Genomic DNA, 20,042 nt, shown 5'->3' on the forward strand with positions numbered 1-20,042 from the left:
TTATGAAGCTAAGGGCAACCTGGTTTGATACGATAATAGTAGTCATTATTTGCTTAATTAGTCTGCTGGTCATTCTGCCTTTTCTTTATATTATAGCGGTATCGTTCAGTCCCCCCGGAGACTCCATGGCCGGCAATTTCTTCATCTGGCCTAAGCACTGGACGCTGGACGCCTACAGCTATCTGTTGAATGCGAATACGTTCCTGACCTCGGTCAAGAATTCCGTGATTATCACGGTGATGGGGACGCTGCTCAGTCTGTTTGTTTCCATTACGCTGGCGTATGCCCTGTCGAAGAAGTTTCTGCCCGGACGGCGGACGATGCTGCTGGTTATTTTCTTCACGATGATCTTCCACGGGGGGATGATTCCGAACTATCTGGTCGTCAAAAACCTCGGCCTGATCGATTCCTACTGGGCCGTGGTGCTTCCGGCAGCCTCCAGCGCCTTCAATATTATGGTTATCCGCTCGTTCTTCCAGAGCCTGCCGGAGAGTCTGGATGAAGCCGCCCGGATTGACGGGGCAGGGGAGTTCCGGATTCTGTACTCGGTGGTGCTGCCGCTGTCGAAGCCGATCATCGCCACGTTCACGCTGTTCTTCATGGTCCAGTTCTGGAATGAATTCTTCTCGGCGGTCATCTACCTGAATGATACGTCACGCTGGCCAATTCAACCGCTCCTGCGGCAGATGGTGGCGATCAGCGCCTCCAATATCTCGGCAGAGGCGGCGGTAGATGCGCAGCTTGCAGCCAACCTCGGGCCCAATGTCCAGAATGCGGCGATTCTGCTGGCAATGCTGCCGATCGTGATGGTGTATCCGTTCCTGCAGAAGTATTTTGCCAAGGGTGCGATGCTCGGTTCAATTAAGGAATAGAAGCGGAAGAAGCTCAAGCGAAACCAATAAGGGTGAGGGTTCAGATGACAATTGGATATAAAGATTTACGCCATAATCCGAAGTATACGAAGCCGCAGATGTCGGACGGCGAGTTCCTGCGCTCGATGCTGGATCTGGAGAAGCCGGAGCTGGCCGGTGTGGCGGCGAAGCTGGCGGAAGGCGATGTTCCCGGTGCACGGGATGCCTATTTAGAGCTGATTGCAGCAGGTAACAACGGGAGATATTACTTTGATGTGCAGGAAGTACCCGGACTGATGGCGTATGCGGCCAGCCGGTACAGCGGGGAGGAAGAGGCGCAGCAGGACATTGCCGAGGCCGACCGGATTGTGGCAGGGGATATTCCGCTGTTCAAGGGAAGAAGAGTCGTCTTCCAGAATGGAGCCTACGACTGGAACAGCTGGCTGTTCGACAGCTCGCAGTATCAGCTCCATCTGACCCGGTTCGTCTATGTGAAGCGACTGTCCAGAGCATATGCGCTGACCGGTGATGAGAAATACGCCAGATGCTTCAATGACATGATCCGCCATTTCATCGATGACAACCCGATGCCGGTGGACGGGACCTTCCGGGCCGAGCATTCAACCTGGGACCCGCTCTCAGTCGGCGTAAGAATGTTCATGCTGCCGGAGGCGTTCATTACGTTCTTCAGCTCCCCGGCCTTCGAGCCGGAGGTGAAGCTGAAGCTGATCAAGTCCTTCCACGAGCATGGGCAGTATGTGCGTGCCTATCATGCCGGCGGGGGCAATCATGTGTGTATGCAGCTTCGCGGTCTGATCCAGACCGCGCTCCTGCTGCCGGAGCTGAAGGAATCCGCCGAATGGCTGGAGTACGCCGGGCGTAAGCTCCCCGGATACATCCGCGAGAATGTGTATCCTGATGGAGTCCAGTTTGAGGGCAGCCCGAACTATCACCATATCGTTATGCGTGATCTCTATGAGCTGGTGGCCTTGTACCAGAAGCTGGGCAGGGATGCCGGGGAGTACCGGGAGACGCTGGAGAAAATGTATGCCGTGATGATGCATCTGCTGGCACCGGACGGGCAGCTGGTCAAGTTCGGCGATACCGATGTGCAGGTGGAGAGCGAGCTGCGCAATGTCCTGAGCCTGGGTGCTTACCTGTACCAGCGGAGCGACTTCAAGGCGCTGGGCCATGAGCGGCTGCCGTTCTCCCTGCTGTGGCGGCTCGGGCCGGAGGCTGCGGCGGCGTATGACGAGCTGCGTGCGGAGGAGCCTGCTCTAGCGGCGGCCTGCTTCCCGGAGGGCGGGTATGTAACCTCCCGGCAGGGCTGGGACCGCAGCGATATGTATATGGCGATGCGGGCCGGCGTAGGCATCGGCGGACATGCGCATTCCGATGCGCTCAGCCTGGTGCTGTACGCGGGCGGGCGCGAGCTGCTGGCCGATTCGGGCATGGGCTTGTTCGAGTGGAATAAGGAGCGGAAGTATGCGGTATCCACCCGGGCCCACAACACGGTTGTGGTCGACGGGCAGGACCAGCATGTCCGCAGCTTCCACTGGAATACACCGCCCACGGCCAGCTGCCGGATCTGGGATACCCAGTTCAATGAGGCGTATGACTATGTGTTTGCCAGCCAGTACGGGTATACCCGTTACGCAGATCCGGTGATCCATTCCCGCAAGGTGCTGTTCGTCAAGAACAGCTACTGGCTGATTGTGGACCTGTTCCAAGCTCAAGGGCAGCACAACTATGAGCAGTATTTCCATCTGCCGCCCGGCGGGGCGGGGTATGACTGCCGTAGCGGGGAGGCTGTCACGCAGCTGGAGGGGGCCAATCTGCTGCTGAAGGCGCTGCCCGCCGGGCTGGAGGAGGACCGGCTTGGGCTGGAGCCGGGGCTGATCTTCAGGCAGGGCCAATACGAGGATAGCCCGGTGGTCAAGCGTTCATTGAATGTGGCTGGCGAAGCGGCTATTGTAACGCTGGCTGTTCCGTTCACTGGAGCGAAGCCGCAGGTTACGGCCGAGCGCCTGCCGGTCTGGCAGAACGGACAGCTGCTCTCTCTTCATGAAGCGACCGCGCTGCGGATTGTGCTGGAGGACCGGGTGGATGAAATCTGCCTGTACCACAAGAGCATCGATGTGGAGGGCTATCTCGACCATACCGGTAACGTCATCTCCGAGGCACTGCTCCCCCGCAAGGCAGAGCCGGAAGGCATCGCCTTCGCCGGAGGCAGCTATAACCGGGATGTGGTTGTTATTACAGGCCTCCGGAAATAGCGCAGCGGAAATGAACAACGCCCATCCGGTTCAGGATGGGCGTTGTTGTCATGAATTCAGGGTGAGCCGCCGCTCTTCCGGAGATAGGCTGGGGCAGGTACTGCAATACTCTCCAGCCTCCGGTCCGGTTTTTACCCGGTAGGCCAGGCAGCAATGGGTGCGCAGATAGAATGGGGGGCTCTGCCGCTGCGGATGCTCATACCTGCGGAACCGCATAGACAACTCATCCGGCTTCTTCGGCTGAAGCAGCGTGTTATAATCCTGGCTAATGATCAGGTCCCGCTTCTCTGAGTCCCACAGCTCACTGTGTGAATGTAGCCGTTCATACAGAGTATGCAAATTATGCGCCACCAGCGACCACATGACCTTCTCCTTGGCTCCCGTATAACCTGATACAGCCCCGAATACCTGCCGCAAATGCTCCAGCAAATACTCCTGATATTCGATAAGGCGGGTCTGACGTGCTTCCACATCGTTAACAGGGAATACGCCAGAGGCTTCTCTCTCCGCCTCATACCGCATGGTTCCTGCATCTGTTAAACCGAACCGCAAAGCGCCGGGCCGCAGAGAGAGTGGAGTGTCGAACAGGCTGATGGAGGCAGCCAGACCCATGATCAACACGGAATACCTCTTGGCAAACAAGGTTCCGGTTACATATCCTGGCGGCTCCCCAAGCTGAACCGACTGCTGGCCGATAATGAGCGGCAGCCTCACTGCATCCAATAAATCCTCAGTACTGTAAGGAAAGGAATCCTTGCGGTTCCCCGCCACGGTAACAACAAAATGCTCTTGCAAGAACACGTTTATCCGCTCGTAGTTATAAAGCTGACCAGCGCTCATTCCCCGATCCACGCCAATATTTCATCAATGATCTCCCCGCGGCCGATGACTCCCCAGCCCTTGAAGAGCCAGAAGGAGTCGGTCTCATGGACTCTTCCTTCTTTTACAGCGGGGATGTTGCTCCAGAGCGGGCTATTCTTCATATTTCCCAGAAAATCACCGGCATTGGGATCGGCCTCCAGGACGATAAAGTCTGCCCCCAATTCCGGTATTTTCTCCAACGATAAATCCGCTCTTTGCTCTTCCGGTGTCAGGGCGGCAGGTTCAAATCCGAGATCCTGGTAGAGCAATACATTGGTAGGATGGCCTTTTTGTGCATACACTTGAAGTGCTTTTGCACGCACACGGAGGTAGGCGAGTTGTTTGTTGTCCAGTGCCTTGATTTTCTCGCTGGCTTGGGCTGTTTTTTGTTCAAGTTCGGCGATTTTTTGCTTCGCCACATCCGTCTTGTCATACATCTCTGCAATGGTAAGAAGATCCTTGGTCCAAAAGGAAGTATCGTCGCCATAATCGAGCCACTCATTTCCCAGCACAACGGTAGGAGCGATTTGATTCAGCTGTTCGTACGTATTCTCGGCTGTACGGCTCTCAATGAGAATAACATCCGGCTCAAGCAAGGCGATGGCTTCCAGATTGGGGTTATCCGCCGAGCCTACAGTAGCCACCCCTTCCAGCATGCCCGCGAGGTAGGGAAGGTAGTCTCCTCCGTACCGCACCTCGGTATTCACACCGTAAGGTCTCTCGCCGATAGTCAGCAGATGATCTATATATTCTGCCGTGAGAACCACGATCTTCTCAATTTTAGACGGAATCACAGCTTCTCCCTTCAGGTGGGTAATCGTGCGGGTGCCTGAATCAGAGGACGGCTCTGCGGTTGTATTGTTGCAGGCGGCCAGTAACAGCACTAGAACGGCCAGGACCAGAACCTGGATGGATTTCATTCTGTACATAAGCTTCTATTCTCCTTTATCTAATAGATAATAATAATCATTATCATTATGATAGGAGAACGGTACACACTTTACAATGGATTATAAACCTGTGTTGGTATGGATAATTCTATCGTCGCGGAAACCTATCCGGGATGCGATATAAGACATGGCCCACATTCTGCCCGCTGGCCCAAGAGTTCTGAACAACAGGTCTCCTGCACTATATACCCGCCCTTGCTTCACGGCTTCGAGTGAGCGCCATTCCGGGGATGACAGCAGGAGGTCTAGCCGTTGTCTTGATTCAGGAGTAGGGTCAACAGCCAAAAAAATGTAATCCGATCGATATTGGGGAAGCTCAGAAATCTCAAAATCAACGGCCTCGGTCTGTTCCGGCAAGGAGTGGGGCTGACGAAGTCCAAGCTCTCTGTACAGAAGTGTTCCCGTCTGATTGGAGGTGCCGTAGAGGCGGCAGAATTCAGAGCTGACTCTAATGAAAGAAACGGCTGGCGGCACATCCCGTTCTCCCAGTCTCATTCTAAGAAAGTGCTTCTGCTCCGTGTAGCTGTTTACCCAGTCCTCCGCCTGCTGCTCTCTGCCCAGAATACGGGCTAAGCGGGACAATTGCTGCTCCACGAGATCCGTATGCTGAAGGACAACCGTGGGAGCGATGGATTCCAGCATCTCGCCTGGCAACAGGCGGTCGCTTCCAATAATCAAATCAGGTCTGACCTGTGCCAGCTTCTCATAATTCAACCGGGAGCCGTTCAAGCGGATGATCTCCTGCTCTCTTGTATTCTGCTTAGGCAGGACATAATGTCTTGACACCCGCTCCCGGTAAGACAGCGCAGCCACTGGAGTCAGCCCAAGGGTCATCAGGTAATCATCCAATCCGTAATAAAGAACAGCGATACGGATATGGCGGTTCTTGAGATAGCTGGCCGGAGCTACCCCTTCCGATTTTTTGAACACCCGGCTGAAATAATGCTCGTCCCGGTAACCGACTTCTTTGGCGACCTGCTTGACCCGTTCGGAGGAGAACAGCAGCTGCTTGGCTCTCTTGATCCGCTCCTGCAGCAAATAGGCCATGGGTGTCTTGTCTGTAAGCTGTCTGAAGGCTCTGATAAAATGATTGGTGCTCAGTCCGGCCATCAGTGCCAGCTGCGCGACTGTAAGCTGTTTGTCATAGTTCTTCTTCATATAATCCAGTACAATATCCATCCCTGCGGCCTTGCCTGGCATGAGGCGGTCCCGTGGTTGGATAAGCATCGCGAGCAGCTGCTGAAGCTGGTACCTTGCGCGCATGATATCTTCCAGGTCCCGGGTTCGGTGGAATGCTGCAGCTTGTTGAATGATTTCTGCAGCACGCGGATGTCCGTATACTTCAAGCTTCCCGCTAACCGGGAACAGTGGAGGATGGAACCCCAGGTGCCTGCGGTCATTACTTAGCTGCTTACAGGAGAAGAAAATAACTATGTAACGTATAGGTCCTGTGGCCAGTGCTTTGCCCTCAACTGCCGAACCCGGCAACAGCAGGAAGAAGTCTCCTTTATTCGCAGTAAGCGGTGTTGCGTTGAGGGTGATTTGCCCTTTGCCCTCGGTTATATAGCACAATGCATAGTGATGAAGAATTCTTCGGGGCAACAGATTTCCTTCTGCATTGCTCCAGGTATAGCTGTGTATTGCTGAGAAAAATAAGCGCTCCGGTCTAAATGATGCTGGCGGAATATCGGATGACATAAGTTCCTCCCCTTTCTGCGGGCAGATCCAAGAGACGCTCCGGCGGCAAGCCTGCAACCGGACGTCCCCTTGTCCTGATGTCTATGTGCTTCAGGTCTCATAAATAACAGTGCCCGTCTCGCTGAGGTCATAGCTGTGGATGGAGCTAAGCTCGCTGCGGAAGGCCTCCGAGCGCAGAATATCCAGGACTGCGCCGATCCACGGCTCATTCTCCGGCTTCTTGACCATCACCAGATCGTAGCGCTCCCGGATCAGCGGAATGAAATCGATGCCGTCTACGATTCGGGCGGCTTTCTCCGTGCCGATGCCGACATCGGCCCCGCCGCGCGCCACCATGCTGGCAACCGCCAGATGGCTGTTCTCTTCATTACTGTAGCCGTCCAGGCGGGAGGACGGAATGCCATGCAGGCGGAGCTGTTCATCCAGCAGCACCCGCGCCCCGGAGCCGCGCTCACGGTTGATGAGCGTAAGTCCGCTCTGCTGGAGATCACTCCAGCTGCGGATGCCGCGCGGGTTGCCCTTCTGCACGTAGAAGCCTGCGCTGCGGGTCAGCAGATGCACCACGATATAAGACAGGCCCGTAAGCAGCCTGCGGATATACGGCAGGTTATATTCACCGGTGTCGCCGTCCAGCAGATGGGTGCTGACGATGTCGGATTCTCCTTGATACATGGCGATGAGGCTGTCCAGGCTGCCGGCGTAGGAGCGGAGCGGGCGGGTGGAAGGCAGCGTCCGCTCCAGATGGGTCGCCAGAATATCGAGCGACATATCCTGGCCGGTGATGACCACATTCACCCCGCTGCTCTTCAGGGTGTGGGGCGGCGGCGAAGCGAAGGCCTGATAGGGCGCTGCGAAGGGTGCAGGCGCCTGGGCCTGCGGAGCCTCCTGCGCGCCGCTTCCGGGAAGCGGCGCCGTATAGGCCCCGCTGCTGCGCGAATTCTGCTTGTACCGCTCCAGATCGGAGTGGTCCACGCGCATCTGCTTGCCGACCCGGTAAGAAGGCAGCTCGCCTTTTTTGATCAGATCATAGACCTTCAGCTTGGAGATCTTAAGCAGCCTGGCAATTTCCTCGGTAGTATATGAAGTATTATTCTCGGACATCGGCTAACCCTCCCAGGGGATGAACTGCAGCAGATTCACAATCGTCTTATCTTGCTCAAGACTACCTTATTTCGTGAGCCTGTGCAATCCGTCAAGCCCGGGGTTAGTTGGCCGTATGCCGGTCCGACTTCGCCTCCTGCACATCGGAGAGCTGAATCAGCTCCGAGACGGTGACGAACCGGAACCCCTGCTTCGCAAGCTCCGGCAGAATAATCTTCAGCGCCTCCTTCGTCTGCGAGGGTCCGTGTACATGGTCGTGAAACAGCACAATATCGCCGTTCTTGGCATTGCGGATGACATGGCTGGAGATGCTCCATACGCCGGGGCGGTTCCAGTCGCGTGTATCCTGATGCCATGACCACAGCACCGGCTTCAGCCCCATCCGGTTGGACACATCAACCAGGGTCTCGTCATACATGCCGCCCGGCGGCCGGAACAGGCTGCTGTGCCTGCCGGATACCTTCACAATCTCCTGCTCAGTCAGCTCCAGCTCCTGCTGAATCTGGCGGCTGGAGATCGGCTTTTTGAAATAGACATGATTATAGGTATGGTTCGCCAGCTCATGGCCTTCGTCAATGACGCGTCTGGCTACATCGGGATAAGCGGCGATCCGTTTGCCGATGGCGAAGAAGGTGCATTTGGCACCGTATTGGTGCAGCACCTCCAGTATGCTGTCCGTCTCCTGCGGGTCCGGGCCGTCATCGAACGTCAGCGCGATCACCTTCTGGCTGGTGCGCACCTCCCAGATCATATCCCCCCGCTCCTCGAAATAATAGCGGTTCTTGGTCGTATTCGGATTGCCTGCCGCCAGCGCGGCAGAGCTGTTCAGCAGCAATAGCGCAGCAAGGACTGCGGCGGTTGCCCGGATACCTGTTCTTATGCGTCTCAATTTAAGTTCACTCCACACTTGTGTCATTAATTAGCGGCCCTAACTGCCGTAACTCTTAGGATGCACCACCCGCGCCCGGAACTATGCATCCTGTGCCGCTGCACAATTAACAGGATTAATGCGTGAAAGTTCCCCCGCAAATGACTTATAATATACTACTAAATACAGAACAAGGAATAGGGGCAGCGGAGATGACACTGATTGAGCAAAGAGAGCATAGACAATATCCCGAAGTGACCAAGCTGGAGACCTCCAGAGCCGCATATGAGCGCGATTATTCGCGTCTGATCCATTCGCCGACCTTCCGCCGGCTGCAAGGCAAATCCCAGGTGTTCGGCGCCGGAACCGGGGATTACTACCGGACGCGTCTGACCCACTCGCTGGAGGTGGCGCAGATCGCCCGCGAAGCCGCCAAAAGCCTGTTGCGGTCGTATCCCGAAGTAGAGACGGCAGCGGCCGGGAACCCGGGGCTGGTGATTGATCCCGAGGTCGTGGAATGTGCGGCCATCGCCCATGATTTCGGCCATCCCCCGTTCGGCCATAAGGGCGAGGAGGTGCTGGACAGCCTGCTGGAGAAGCTGATCACCCGCAAGACGGCAGAGGCGGTGGTCAAGTCCGGTGCAGGTCCTGTTCAGCAGCAGACGATTCAGGAGAGCATGAAGCGCAAATACGAGCATTTTGAAGGTAATGCCCATAACTTCCGACTGATTATGTTCCTGGAGAAGCGGGAGAATATCGACGGTCTGAACCTCTCCGATGCGGTGCTGCTGGGCATTAACAAATATCCGTTCCCGGGGACGGTGCTGAAGAAGGGGATGTATCTGCACGAATGGGAGTATATCCACGAGATCCGCAGCCAGTGGGGCATTCCGGCCGGCAAAAAGACGCTGGAAGCGCAGCTGATGGACCTGTGTGACGACATCGCCTATTCGGCGCATGACCTGGAGGACGGCATCAAGGCCGGGAAGATTGAGGTGCATGAGCATTTCATGCATGACGACTACATCCAGCGCCTGATTGTGGAGAAAATCACCACGCTGGAGGACGCTTTCTGGTCGGGCTGGAACAAGTCTGCGATCCGCTTCAAGGTGGAGGAGGTGCTGAATTCATTCCTGCGGGTCTGGAAGGAGAAGATGCCAACCTGTGAGAATGACTATTCCCGCACCCGCCGCGAGGTGAAGGCCTACTGGGTCAGCACCTTCGTTGCCAGTCTTGGCGTGATTGAGGACGGGGACTGGAAGAAGGTTACCTTCATTAAAGACGGCAAGGAGGATGAGGATATGCTGCGTACCGTCAGTGTTCTCAAAAGCTTCGCCTGGGTGACCATGATCCGTGATCTGCGCGTCCAGCGCCTCCAGAAACGGAGCGAATGGATTCTGCGGCGGCTGTGGGAGGCGTTCCTCGACCCGGAGACCTCCCGGAGCATCATTCCTTCGGACTGGCTGCAGCGGTTCGAGAAGGACCAGCGGTCGGCGAGACCGATCTGGACCTGGGAGCATATGGTGACCGATTATATTGCAGGTATGACGGATGCTTTTGCGGAGAAAATCTACAATGAGCTGTACGGACTGAAGGTTGGCTCGATATACGATCTGGATTAGAAGCTTAGGCAGGCAAAACCTTACATGTCGGGATATATACATTTTTAGCTTCCTGCTGCCGAAATAGTACATACAACCTATTTATTTGGCTTTTTGTGAAAGATGACATGAGACTAAATGGGGAATTATGTAACAATTTCGGAGATTATCAGGGGGGCACACAGCGATGGGGAAAGGTCAGCGGCATAAAGGTCTGCTTGGCAAAGTGAGGAATGGAGCAAGCAAGCAGCAGGTGAACCTGTTCAGGGGCAGAAAAGGGATCGGGTTCAAGATTGCTTCAGGGTACATTATTTTGGCGATCATGGTTCTGTTGGGCGGGGTAGTCTCGCTCTATCATATGAATAATATGAAGAAGAATACCGATAATGTCATTAACCACATTATTCCGGAGCTTAACCGGATTCATAATGTCAATTACCTTACAGAGCATGTGCTGACGATCAGCCTGCGGCATATGCTGAACAATGATCCTGCCATAATCAGCGGGCTTGAAGAGGAACGCCAGCTCTTCATCGGCAAAGTGACGGATACTTTGAAGGAATATAAGGGCAATCTGCATGAAGACAAAGAGATTACCCAATTGGAATCGCTCGAGACCAAATGGAATGAGTTCCTGTCTGTCAATGATCAGGCCATCAAGCATAGCAGCGCCGGAGACAAGCAGCTCGCGCTGGAGGTTTCCAATAAAGGAGTAGATGTCTTTAATTCGATGCAGGTGGATCTGGAGGCCCTGGTTGCGCACAGCCAGAAGGATGCAGAGGATGAGGGTAAGGTATCTGCTGATACCTTCAGTAACTCCCTGAGAATCAGTATAGTAACGCTGGTATTCGTTCTTCTGGTCATTGGCGGGATTAGCGCAGTCATCCGCCGTACGATCATCCAGCCGCTGAAGAAGGTAACCGCACAGGTAGAGCAGATTTCAGGCGGTGATCTGACCGCGGAGGACACGCTGATCCGCAATGAGGATGAGATCGGCTTGCTGGCTAAGACCGTGAATGAAACTAACCGTACGCTGCGGGAAATGGTCAGCCGGATCAGAGAGGTCTCCAGAGTGATCTCGGAGCAGGGCGATGAGCTGATGCATTCGATTGCGGAGACCAAGGAGGGCAGCAGCCAGATCGCCATGACGATGGAGGAGCTGGCCACAGCCTCCGGCAGCCAGGCGGAAGCAGCGGTGGATGCCTCCAAGGCCGTAGAGGCACTGAACGCATTAATCGAGAATTTTGCCGTCCGGGGCACGGACCTCTCGCTTCACTCGGAACAGGTGCGGCAAAAGGGCGAGAAGGGCCGTTCCCTGATGGAAAGCTCGGTTGCCTACATGAATGAGATTGCAGAAGCCGTCTCACAATCTATGGAAACGGTGGAAGAACTGAACCAGAAAAACGAGGGAATCTTCCGGTTGGTCGGCTCGATCCGCAGCATTTCGGAGCAGACGCATCTGCTGGCTATCAATGCCGCAATTGAAGCGGCCAGAGCCGGCGACAGCGGCCGCGGCTTCGCGGTCGTTGCCCAGGAGGTCCGCAAGCTGTCGGAGGATGTGCAGCGGACAGTGTCGGAGATCACGGACATTACGCAGGGCATCCAGCATGACTCCAGAGCCATGGTGGAGCAGCTGCGCGACGGGGTCGCCAAGACGGAGGAGGGCAGCCGGCAGATCGTTGAGACCGGCGAAGCCCTGGCCGACATCAACGGCTCGGTCAGCGTGATGTCGGTGACAATCGATGACATGGGGCAGGACCTCCAGCAGATGACGGGTGCCAGCGAGACGATGAATGAGTTCAGCCAGCATATCTCGGCACTCTCCCAGCAGGCGGCGGCAGGTGTCGAAGAGACCTCGGCCTCGGCACACCAGCAGCTCACCTCCACCGCCGCCGTGGCGGACGGCATCGGCCAGCTCAAGCTCCAGTTAGCGGAGCTTAAGGAGTCGGTGACGCGCTTCCAGGTGTAAATGAACATACGAAACAGCCTCTGCTTTGTTGAGCAGGGGCTGTTTCGTTTATTAGTAGAAGCTGAAATCCTGCAGCAAATGCAACATCTATCGCGTCAAATAGACTGTAACCGGCAAATGTTGCATCAAAGTCAGCATTTCGGCTCCAACCTGCCGCTGAGCGGGACAAATCCTGCATTTCTTGCAACATTCCACGCCAGTTGCCCATATTTATGAGGCCCGAGTTGCAATAGTTGCAACATTTTGCTGAAGCTGAAGGAGAGCCTGGGCTTGCAGCCGCATACGTGACGGTCATCAAGTCCGCATCCCCGCCCGCTAGCGCCCGAAACATCCGCAGCGTCTTAATAGTGGCGGCTGTAGTTCGCCAGCCAGCACCCAAACCACCCGCCTCCGCCTTAATACTGGCGGCTGTAATCCACCAGGTTGCGCGAAGGCTGGCCGGATTCCCGGTAGGCCTTGATGTTCTCGACGAAGATGTCGACAATCCGGTCGGCATAGCGGTCCGTGGCCCCGGCGCAGTGCGGGGTCATAATGACCTGCTCCATGCCCCAGAGCGGATGATCCTCCGGCAGCGGCTCCGTCTCGAAGACATCCAGGCCTGCCCCGGCGAGCTGTCCGCTGTTCAAGGCTGCAATCAGATCGTCCGTATGGGTTGTTGCCCCGCGGCCGATATTAATGTAATAGGCCCCTTGCTTGGCCGCGCCGAAGATGTCCCGGTCGAAGAGACCCTCCGTCTCATCGGTAATCGGCAGCGTGTTGATAATGAAGTCAGCCTGGCTTACGGCCTCCTTCAGCTCCGCCGTGGTGAAGACCCGGTCGAAGTGCTCCGCCGGACGTCCCGAGCGGCTTACACCGATCGTGTTCATGCGGAAGGCCTTGGCGATTCTCGCCGTCTCACTGCCGATGGCCCCGGTTCCGGCAATAACCGCCGTCTTGCCGGTCAGCTCGCCCTCCTGATTGTCTGAGTGCCAGCGGCGGCGCTGCTGGTTGCGGATAGCGGTATGCAGATTGCGGGTGAACATCAGCATGAAGCCGACAATGACCGCGGTAATCGGTTCTGCATGGACACCGCTGGCGTTGGTCAGCAGAATGCCTCGCTCCTTCAGAGCCTCCAGCGGCAGCTTCTCCACACCGGCAGACCAGGTTTGGACCCAGCGCAGCGGCGAATCCTGGCGCAGCAGCGTATCCTTGATGCCCTTGCCCCAGCCGATAACGATCTCTGCCCCGGCAAGCAGCTCAAGGTCGGCATTCCGGGAGTCGGTGAGGGTGAGCGTATAATCTGGCGCAGCGGCACGGATTCTCTCCTGTTGTCCGGAGGACAGCGGCTGCATACATACGATAGATCGGGTCATGGTGGTTCCCTCCTGTTCTACATTTCAGTAGAGAAATAGACGATAAGATAGGATAAGCATAACAAATCTGCCCGGAAAGGTGAAATGAGCATGAGACCGATGGAACCAGAGCTTGAGACAGAACGCCTGTTTGTAGCGATACCTTTGCCGGAGATCCTGAAAGATTATCTGAAAAATGAAGCTGCCCGGGTGTCCTCCAAATATAAATTTGCCAGATGGACACATTTCCAGGATTTCCATATTACGCTGCATTTTCTGGGCGACACGCCAAAGGAGAATATTCCCGCTCTGTACCAGGCGCTGCGCAAGGTGTCAGAGGCAGGCCGGAGCTTTCAGTTGAGGCTTGGCGAATGGGGCACCTTCGGCCTCCCGGACTCGCCGAGAGTGCTCTGGACCGGGGTTTCCGGCGAACTCGGCCCTCTTCAGGAGCTGCAGAGCAGAGTCGTGTCGGCAACGCTTCCGTTAGGCTACAGAGCCGAAATGAGAACGTATAATCCCCATTTGACAGTGGCCCGTAAATACCAGGGAGAGCAGCCTTTTCCGGCAGAGGAGCTGGAAAATTTACGGGGGCAAGGTGACAGCTCAGGTGAGGAAATTCCAGACTTAGGCTGGACGGTTGACGGGTTTGTGGTGTATGCTACCAGGATGTATGCCATTCCTATGTATGAAATGACCGAAAAATTTACATTTCCCACCGCATAAATCGGCAAGAACAGTTTTCAAGGCTTCCATTTTCGGTTACATACAAAAGGAGTGTGCCGTAAAATAGGAGGTAAAAAATGTTAATTTTCAAACAGAGCCGCTATATTGCACTGCTGGTTGGTGTAATTCTAGTGTCTTTCTCAGCCATAAGCTTGATGAACCCGGACGGTTCTGCCGCAACCGGGCAAAAGGGAATACAGATGGACAAGCTGAACTCCGCAAGCCATACGTCTGTGGAGCTTCTGGTGCCCGGTGCCGCTTCCGTTCTGCACAGGACAAGCTCTTCTGCCAGTACCATCACCCCCTTGCTCTATTCCGCAGCGGCGAAGCCGGTCCATGCCTGGACCCGTGAGCTTAGTGCAGGATGGTTAAGCCCCGAGAAGCTGGAGCGCACGGCCCCGGCCAAGCCGGCCGCCGTCCAGCCGAAGGCCAAGCCGAAGCCTGCTGCGGTGAGCATAACGTCGCCGGTGCAAGCGAAAGCGAAAGCATCGAAGCAAGCGGCAAAGGGGACTACGAGTGCCAATGCAAAGCAAGCTGTAACTCAGCAACATCCCCCCGCAACATTGTTCTTCTCCCGGACCGAGCTGCTAAGCCAGGATCAGCGAGCTGAAGCTACCTGGAGCTACGCCGTATCCGAAGAAGACCTGCATCTGCTGCAAAAAATCGTCATGGCAGAAGCAGAAGGCGAACCGTACAAGGGCAAGGTGGCAGTTGCCAACGTTGTTCTAAACCGGCTGCGGTCAGCCAATTTTCCCGACACCATCCGAGAGGTAATCTATCAGAAAAGACAGTTCAGTCCTGTGGCCAACGGGCGTCTTAAACGCGTGAAGCCCAATAAAGACAGCATCCGCGCAGTGGATGCTGCGCTTAGAGGAGTCAAGGAGGTTACGGATGATACGTATTTCTTCCTGTCGCTGACCCTCGCCCAGGACCTTACGGTGCATCACTCGCGCACACTCGCCAAGACGATCGGCAATCATACATTCTATAAATAACAGGCGCTGTACCCCGGGACGCTATACGTGTATTCTTTGACGTCCCTGTACTAGAAAAAGAACCTCCATCCCACCGTTCCGGTGGAGATGGAGGTTCTTTGTATGAGCCAGCAAGCAAATCTGCTTAAGGTGTAAGGTAGACAGCCTCTTCCCCTCTTACCTTGGGCGGGGGAGCGCTCCAGGCTTCGGCGGCCGCTGTTTCCACAATCGGCTTGCCGAGCAGCCCCAGCACGGTCGCAGCGCAGTATTGCGGCTGCTGGCGTTCCGGGAGCACCTGGCGCTTCTGGCGCACTCCGGCTCCGGCGTATTCCCGCAGGAGCATGGAGAACCATTTGTCAACGACAGCGGAATCGAGCATCTCGGCCAGACCTAATTCGACAAAATACTGGCTGTTCTTCTCTTCCTGTCCGGGGATGGCATTATAGAACAGCATCGGGATACCCTTGGCCTGGGCTTCCGTACAGGTCATCCCGCCCGGCTTGGTAATCAGCAGGTCGGAAGCATCCATCAGCTTGTTGATCTCGCTGCTGTAGCCAAGGATTCTTACGTTGGGATGGTTCAGCGCCGGGTCGGCCTCCATTTTGGCTACGGCCTTGTCGTTGCTGCCCATACAGAAGATCAGCTGGATCTCATCCATCCGGGCAGTGAGCGACTTCATGATCTCCTTGCCGAACATCAGCCCCCAGCCGCCGCCCATAATGAGCGCGGTCGGGATGTCGGCCAGCCCCAGCTCTTTGCGCAGCTGGGTCTTGCTGTAGGATTCCCAGAATTTCGGATGCACCGGAATGCCGGTGACCGTCACAAGCTCTGAAGGCACCCCGCGTCCGGTAAGAATGGACTTCACCCGCGAGGTGGAGACCAGATAGCGGTTGGCTTCAGCGTTCACCCAGCTCCCGTGCGCATCATAGTCCGTAATCAGCGTGTAGAACGGAACATCGAGCCCCTGGCGCTTCAGCCTGGAGATCACCGCAGCGGGTATCGGATGAGAGCAGATAATCAGATCGGGTCTAAGCTGCTCGATGACCTGGGAGGCATGGGTATAGAAGATCCGGTGCAGCGCAAGCTTGGTCAACCGGTTGAGGGATTTATGGTATTGGGTTTTATACATCATGCCGACCAGCTTGGGCTGGCTGCTGACGGTTTTGCGGTAAGCGGAAAGAATCCAAGGTGCGACGGTAGGATTAAGGAACTTCCCCAGCTCAATCACCCGGCACTGAACATCCGGGTTCAGCCGTCTTATTCCTTCAGCCAGAGCATAGGCTGCCCCTGTATGGCCCGTGCCGAAGCCTTCTGAAAACAGCAGTACTCTTTTCTTACGCATAAGTTCACCTGCAACTTTCCATCATAGGTAGATTAGGAAGTGTAATAGATCAGTTCAATTTACGTTTCCCCGGAACATGTTTCTCCTAATATTATACTAGGGATTTTGCTTCTTTTCACACATTATACAAATAAGACGTAAATAGAAAGTTAAAACACTGCAATAAAATAAAAAAATTTCGCGCAGATGTATTGCAAAGGCACAGGCAAAATGATAAAGTTGTTCTTGACCGAGTGACCGAATCGGTAAATTGGTCAGTCCGATGGTTGAAGACAATTCTTTGATGAAAGGATGGGTTATGGATGGCTGTGGTGGATCGAAGGCAGCAGGTGCTGCAGGCGGCGACGAAATCTTTTTCATTATTCGGCTATAAGGCAACTACAATGGATCAGGTCGCTAAGATTGCCAATGTGGGCAAAGGGACGATCTACACCTTCTTTACGAATAAGGAACAGTTATTTGATGAGATCCTGCGTGATGTCATAGCCGAGATGAAGAGCATCGCCGAACGGGAGATCAGGCGCGACAAGCCGTTCTTCGATAATCTGCACCGCGTGCTGGATGCCCTGCTGGAATTCCGCAGCGAACACGAGCTATTCATCAAGCTGTCCCAGGAGAGTCTTGACTTCGGAACGCCGCAGGCCGGTGAAGGACTCGACAAGATCGAGAGTGTAGTGCTTGAATATCTGCAGCGGGAGGTGGAGCAGGCAATTCGTCAGGGGGAGATTAAACCATGCGATCCCCAGATTGTATCGGTGGTTATGTTCAGGCTGTATATCGTGCTTACTGCTGAGCTGAGCAAGGTGCATGTGCCTTTGACCAAGGAACAGATCAAGAGCTATTTTCAGCTGTTTCTGGCAGGTCTGTCACAGAAGAAGATAAACACGGTATAAGGACGGCGCCCTTGAACACCCGCGCTTTCCCTGGCAGGGATGGAGTGCTGAAGCTGTATTACTGCGGGCAGAGAGCCATTTTTTTTGCTCTGGAATGACTAATTGGGGAAAATGGTCAACTGGTGTTACTGCAACATTCAGCAAACTATCATTAACGGGCTTTATAGCATTTAAAGAGAGCATATGATTAGAAGGAGAGAACCAGAATGAAATCTTTATCCGTGTTTATGAAGGATCTTGGCGCGGTCTTTAAGAATCCCAAGATGCGTATTTCCATGTTTGCCATTCTGTTCATTCCTGTACTGTACAGCGGCTTATTCCTGAAGGCGTTCTGGGACCCCTACGGCAAGATGGATGAGCTTCCGGTCGCTGTGGTGAATGAAGACAAAGGCGCTGATTATGAAGGCAAGAGGCTGACCGCCGGGGAGGACCTGGTTGCCGAGCTGAAGAAGACGGAAGGGTTCAAATGGAATTTCGTCAGCCGGAAGACGGCGGAGGCGGGGCTTGCCGATAATACTTATTATATGGCTATTGTGGTTCCAGAAGACTTCTCGGCCAATGCGACCACTCTGCTGGATGCCGATCCTCAGCCGGCGAAGATTATCTACGAGCCGAACGAAGGCTACAACTTCCTGGCGGGCCAGATTGGCGGTACGGCGGTGAAGGACATCAAGACCAAGGTATCCGCGAAGATCACTGAAGCCTATACCAATTCTGTTTTTGATAAAATCACTGAGATTTCCAGCGGCCTGGGCGAAGCGGGAGACGGCGCGGCCAAGATTGCCGATGGCGCCACCAAGCTCGACGACGGCGCGCTGAAGCTGAAGGACAATCTGCTGGTCCTGACCGAAGGCACCGGCAAGCTGCTGGATGGGGTAGCGCCGCTGACCAAAGGCGTGAGCGACCTGAACAACGGCGCTGCCCAACTGAAGACCGGCAGCAGCACGCTGGCCGGAGGGCTGCAGCAGCTGTCCGCAGCACATAAGCAGCTCCAGGATGGTGTGGTCCAGTCGGCCGCAGGCAGTAAGCAGCTTCATGCCGGACTGCAGAAGACGGCAGCCGGAGCGTCTGCGCTGAAGGATGGAACACAATCGGCTGTAACGGGTACAGAGAAGCTGGCAGCCGGTACGAAGACGGTCGTTGACGGCAGCGCGAAGCTTGCGGCCGGATTAACCTCCGCCGCCGAGGGCAGTGCCAAGCTGGAAGCCGGACTTACGGCTTCGAAGGACGGCAGCGCGAAGACCGCCGCCGGAGCCAAGGCCGTCGCCGACGGCCTGCAGCAGCTGGCGAAGTCGAACCCGCAGCTGGCAGCGAGCCCTGAGGTGCAGAAGCTGCTGGCGGCAAGCTCCGCTGTTGCGGCCGGTGCTGCGCAGTTAGATCAAGGCCAGCAGCAGCTGCTGGACGGGGCAAGTGCCCTGCACAGCGGCCAGGAGCAGCTGGCGCAGGGAGCGAACCAGCTGCACAGCGGTTCGCAGCAGCTTGATGCAGGTGTAAGCCAATTGCATGAAGGTGCGCAGCAACTGAATGCAGGCAGCGCACAGCTGCTGGAAGGGCAGCAGCAGCTTGTAGCTGGTGCCGGGGCCCTTGAGACCGGCGGCGGCAAGCTGGCCGCCGGGATGAAGCAGTTCGGCGCGAAGCTGGACATCGCTGCAGCGGGCGGGGTGAAGCTGGCGGACGGCGGCAAAGCGCTTGAAGCCGGCACAGCGAAGCTGCTGAGCGGCGCAGGCCAGCTGGGCGACGGTCTCAGCTCGGTGGCCGACGGCTCGAAGAAGCTGAGCGACGGCGCAGGCCAGCTGAAGGATGGTCTGGATGAGCTGAAGTCAGGCTCCGGCGAGCTGGCCAGCAAGCTGGGCGATGCCGCAGAGCAGACCAAATCGGTGAACAAGTCTGACGCGCTGGTCTCCATGTTCGCCCAGCCGGTTCAGATCGATGAGATGAAAGTCAACAAAGTGCCGAACTACGGAACAGGATTCGCTCCTTACTTCCTGTCACTTGGATTGTTCGTCGGCGCCCTGATCTGCACCATCGTTATTCCAATGCGTGAATCTGAAGTTGCGGGAGCGACCCGGTTCAACCGGTTCATGAGCCGTACGCTGTCGTTCTCGATGATGAGTCTGCTTCAAGCCCTGCTCGCCGTGCTGGTTGTACTGTACGGCCTTGGTCTTGAAGTACAGAGTGTAGGCTTGTTCTATCTCTTCACCTTCATCACCAGTCTGGCCTTTATGTGGATGATCCAGGCAATCGTTACCTGGCTTGACCAGCCGGGCCGCTTCGTAGTCATCCTGATCCTGATCTTCCAGCTGACTACAAGTGCCGGAACCTTCCCGCTGGAGCTGATTCCGAATTGGATGAAGGTCCTCAATCCGCTCCTGCCGATGACTTACAGCGTCAAAGGCTTCAAGGCTGTTATCTCCACCGGAGACTTCGGCGCTATGTGGGGCGATGCAGGAATGCTTGGTATCTATGGAATCGTCTTCCTGGCACTGACCCTCACTTACTTCATGACGCGTGACCGCGGCAATGAGGCTGTGCTGAAAAGTGAACAAGTTTTGACTGTATAAAACCATACAATTTCTTGCAACCAGACGAATTCAAAAACGCCTC

16 protein-coding genes are annotated in these 20,042 nt (G+C 55.5%); 9 read left to right on the plus strand and 7 right to left on the minus strand.

What is annotated here, in order from left to right; all coding sequences use genetic code 11:
- The first annotated feature begins 2 nt into the window (after positions 1 to 2).
- On the plus strand, positions 3 to 872 hold the full coding sequence (locus MHI24_RS21625) for a carbohydrate ABC transporter permease (protein ID WP_340021585.1): 870 nt from the start codon (positions 3 to 5) through the stop codon (positions 870 to 872).
- Between the two features lie 44 nt (positions 873 to 916).
- On the plus strand, positions 917 to 3,127 hold the full coding sequence (locus MHI24_RS21630) for an alginate lyase family protein (RefSeq protein ID WP_340021586.1): 2,211 nt from the start codon (positions 917 to 919) through the stop codon (positions 3,125 to 3,127).
- A 48-nt stretch (positions 3,128 to 3,175) separates the two neighbouring features.
- Here MHI24_RS21630 and MHI24_RS21635 read toward each other — a convergent pair whose 3' ends face one another.
- The 3 genes from MHI24_RS21635 to MHI24_RS21645 form a co-directional block, all read right to left on the minus strand.
- A complete protein-coding gene (locus MHI24_RS21635; RefSeq protein ID WP_340021587.1) occupies positions 3,176 to 3,922 on the minus strand; it encodes a (2Fe-2S)-binding protein in 747 nt (248 codons plus the stop codon).
- Positions 3,923 to 3,963: 41 nt separating this feature from the next.
- A complete protein-coding gene (locus tag MHI24_RS21640; protein WP_340021588.1) occupies positions 3,964 to 4,917 on the minus strand; it encodes an iron-siderophore ABC transporter substrate-binding protein in 954 nt (317 codons plus the stop codon).
- Between the two features lie 81 nt (positions 4,918 to 4,998).
- Entirely contained in the window at positions 4,999 to 6,165 is a 1,167-nt protein-coding gene (locus tag MHI24_RS21645) for an AraC family transcriptional regulator (protein WP_340021589.1), read from the minus strand.
- Here MHI24_RS21645 and MHI24_RS21650 point away from each other — a divergent pair.
- Positions 6,154 to 6,345, plus strand: a complete 192-nt coding sequence (locus MHI24_RS21650; RefSeq protein ID WP_340021590.1) for a hypothetical protein — start codon at positions 6,154 to 6,156, stop codon at positions 6,343 to 6,345. The genes MHI24_RS21645 and MHI24_RS21650 overlap by 12 nt on opposite strands.
- A gap of 381 nt (positions 6,346 to 6,726) precedes the next feature.
- Here the strand turns inward: MHI24_RS21650 and MHI24_RS21655 are convergent, their stop codons facing one another.
- Both MHI24_RS21655 and MHI24_RS21660 read right to left on the minus strand, forming a co-directional pair.
- On the minus strand, positions 6,727 to 7,737 hold the full coding sequence (locus MHI24_RS21655) for a helix-turn-helix transcriptional regulator (RefSeq protein ID WP_340021591.1): 1,011 nt from the start codon (positions 7,735 to 7,737) through the stop codon (positions 6,727 to 6,729).
- 103 nt (positions 7,738 to 7,840) lie between these two features.
- Positions 7,841 to 8,626: a polysaccharide deacetylase family protein gene (locus MHI24_RS21660; RefSeq protein ID WP_340021592.1), complete on the minus strand. Its 786-nt coding sequence runs from the start codon at positions 8,624 to 8,626 to the stop codon at positions 7,841 to 7,843.
- A 191-nt stretch (positions 8,627 to 8,817) separates the two neighbouring features.
- Between MHI24_RS21660 and dgt the strand changes: the two genes are divergently transcribed.
- Together dgt and MHI24_RS21670 are read left to right on the plus strand one after the other, a co-directional pair.
- Complete coding sequence (gene dgt / locus MHI24_RS21665) at positions 8,818 to 10,227, plus strand: dGTP triphosphohydrolase (RefSeq protein ID WP_340021593.1); 1,410 nt, start codon at positions 8,818 to 8,820, stop codon at positions 10,225 to 10,227.
- A 166-nt stretch (positions 10,228 to 10,393) separates the two neighbouring features.
- A complete protein-coding gene (locus tag MHI24_RS21670) occupies positions 10,394 to 12,175 on the plus strand; it encodes a methyl-accepting chemotaxis protein (RefSeq protein WP_340021594.1) in 1,782 nt (593 codons plus the stop codon).
- Positions 12,176 to 12,570: 395 nt separating this feature from the next.
- Here MHI24_RS21670 and MHI24_RS21675 read toward each other — a convergent pair whose 3' ends face one another.
- Complete coding sequence (locus MHI24_RS21675; protein ID WP_340021595.1) at positions 12,571 to 13,527, minus strand: D-2-hydroxyacid dehydrogenase; 957 nt, start codon at positions 13,525 to 13,527, stop codon at positions 12,571 to 12,573.
- Between the two features lie 90 nt (positions 13,528 to 13,617).
- Here MHI24_RS21675 and thpR point away from each other — a divergent pair, with 90 nt between their 5' ends.
- Together thpR and MHI24_RS21685 are read left to right on the plus strand one after the other, a co-directional pair.
- Positions 13,618 to 14,229 (plus strand): RNA 2',3'-cyclic phosphodiesterase, encoded by a 612-nt coding sequence (gene thpR, locus MHI24_RS21680; protein ID WP_340021596.1) that lies wholly within the window; start codon positions 13,618 to 13,620, stop codon positions 14,227 to 14,229.
- A 77-nt stretch (positions 14,230 to 14,306) separates the two neighbouring features.
- The gene (locus MHI24_RS21685) at positions 14,307 to 15,224 is read left to right on the plus strand and encodes a cell wall hydrolase (RefSeq protein WP_340021597.1); all 918 of its coding nucleotides are present in this window, start codon (positions 14,307 to 14,309) and stop codon (positions 15,222 to 15,224) included.
- 124 nt (positions 15,225 to 15,348) lie between these two features.
- Here the strand turns inward: MHI24_RS21685 and MHI24_RS21690 are convergent, their stop codons facing one another.
- Complete coding sequence (locus MHI24_RS21690) at positions 15,349 to 16,545, minus strand: glycosyltransferase (protein ID WP_340021598.1); 1,197 nt, start codon at positions 16,543 to 16,545, stop codon at positions 15,349 to 15,351.
- Between the two features lie 302 nt (positions 16,546 to 16,847).
- Between MHI24_RS21690 and MHI24_RS21695 the strand changes: the two genes are divergently transcribed.
- Together MHI24_RS21695 and MHI24_RS21700 are read left to right on the plus strand one after the other, a co-directional pair.
- Positions 16,848 to 17,438 (plus strand): TetR/AcrR family transcriptional regulator, encoded by a 591-nt coding sequence (locus MHI24_RS21695; protein WP_340021599.1) that lies wholly within the window; start codon positions 16,848 to 16,850, stop codon positions 17,436 to 17,438.
- Positions 17,439 to 17,644: 206 nt separating this feature from the next.
- On the plus strand, positions 17,645 to 19,999 hold the full coding sequence (locus MHI24_RS21700; RefSeq protein WP_340021600.1) for a YhgE/Pip domain-containing protein: 2,355 nt from the start codon (positions 17,645 to 17,647) through the stop codon (positions 19,997 to 19,999).
- Positions 20,000 to 20,042 lie beyond the last annotated feature (43 nt).

This window comes from Paenibacillus sp. FSL K6-1096 (genome assembly GCF_037977055.1).
Taxonomy (GTDB): domain Bacteria; phylum Bacillota; class Bacilli; order Paenibacillales; family Paenibacillaceae; genus Paenibacillus_AQ.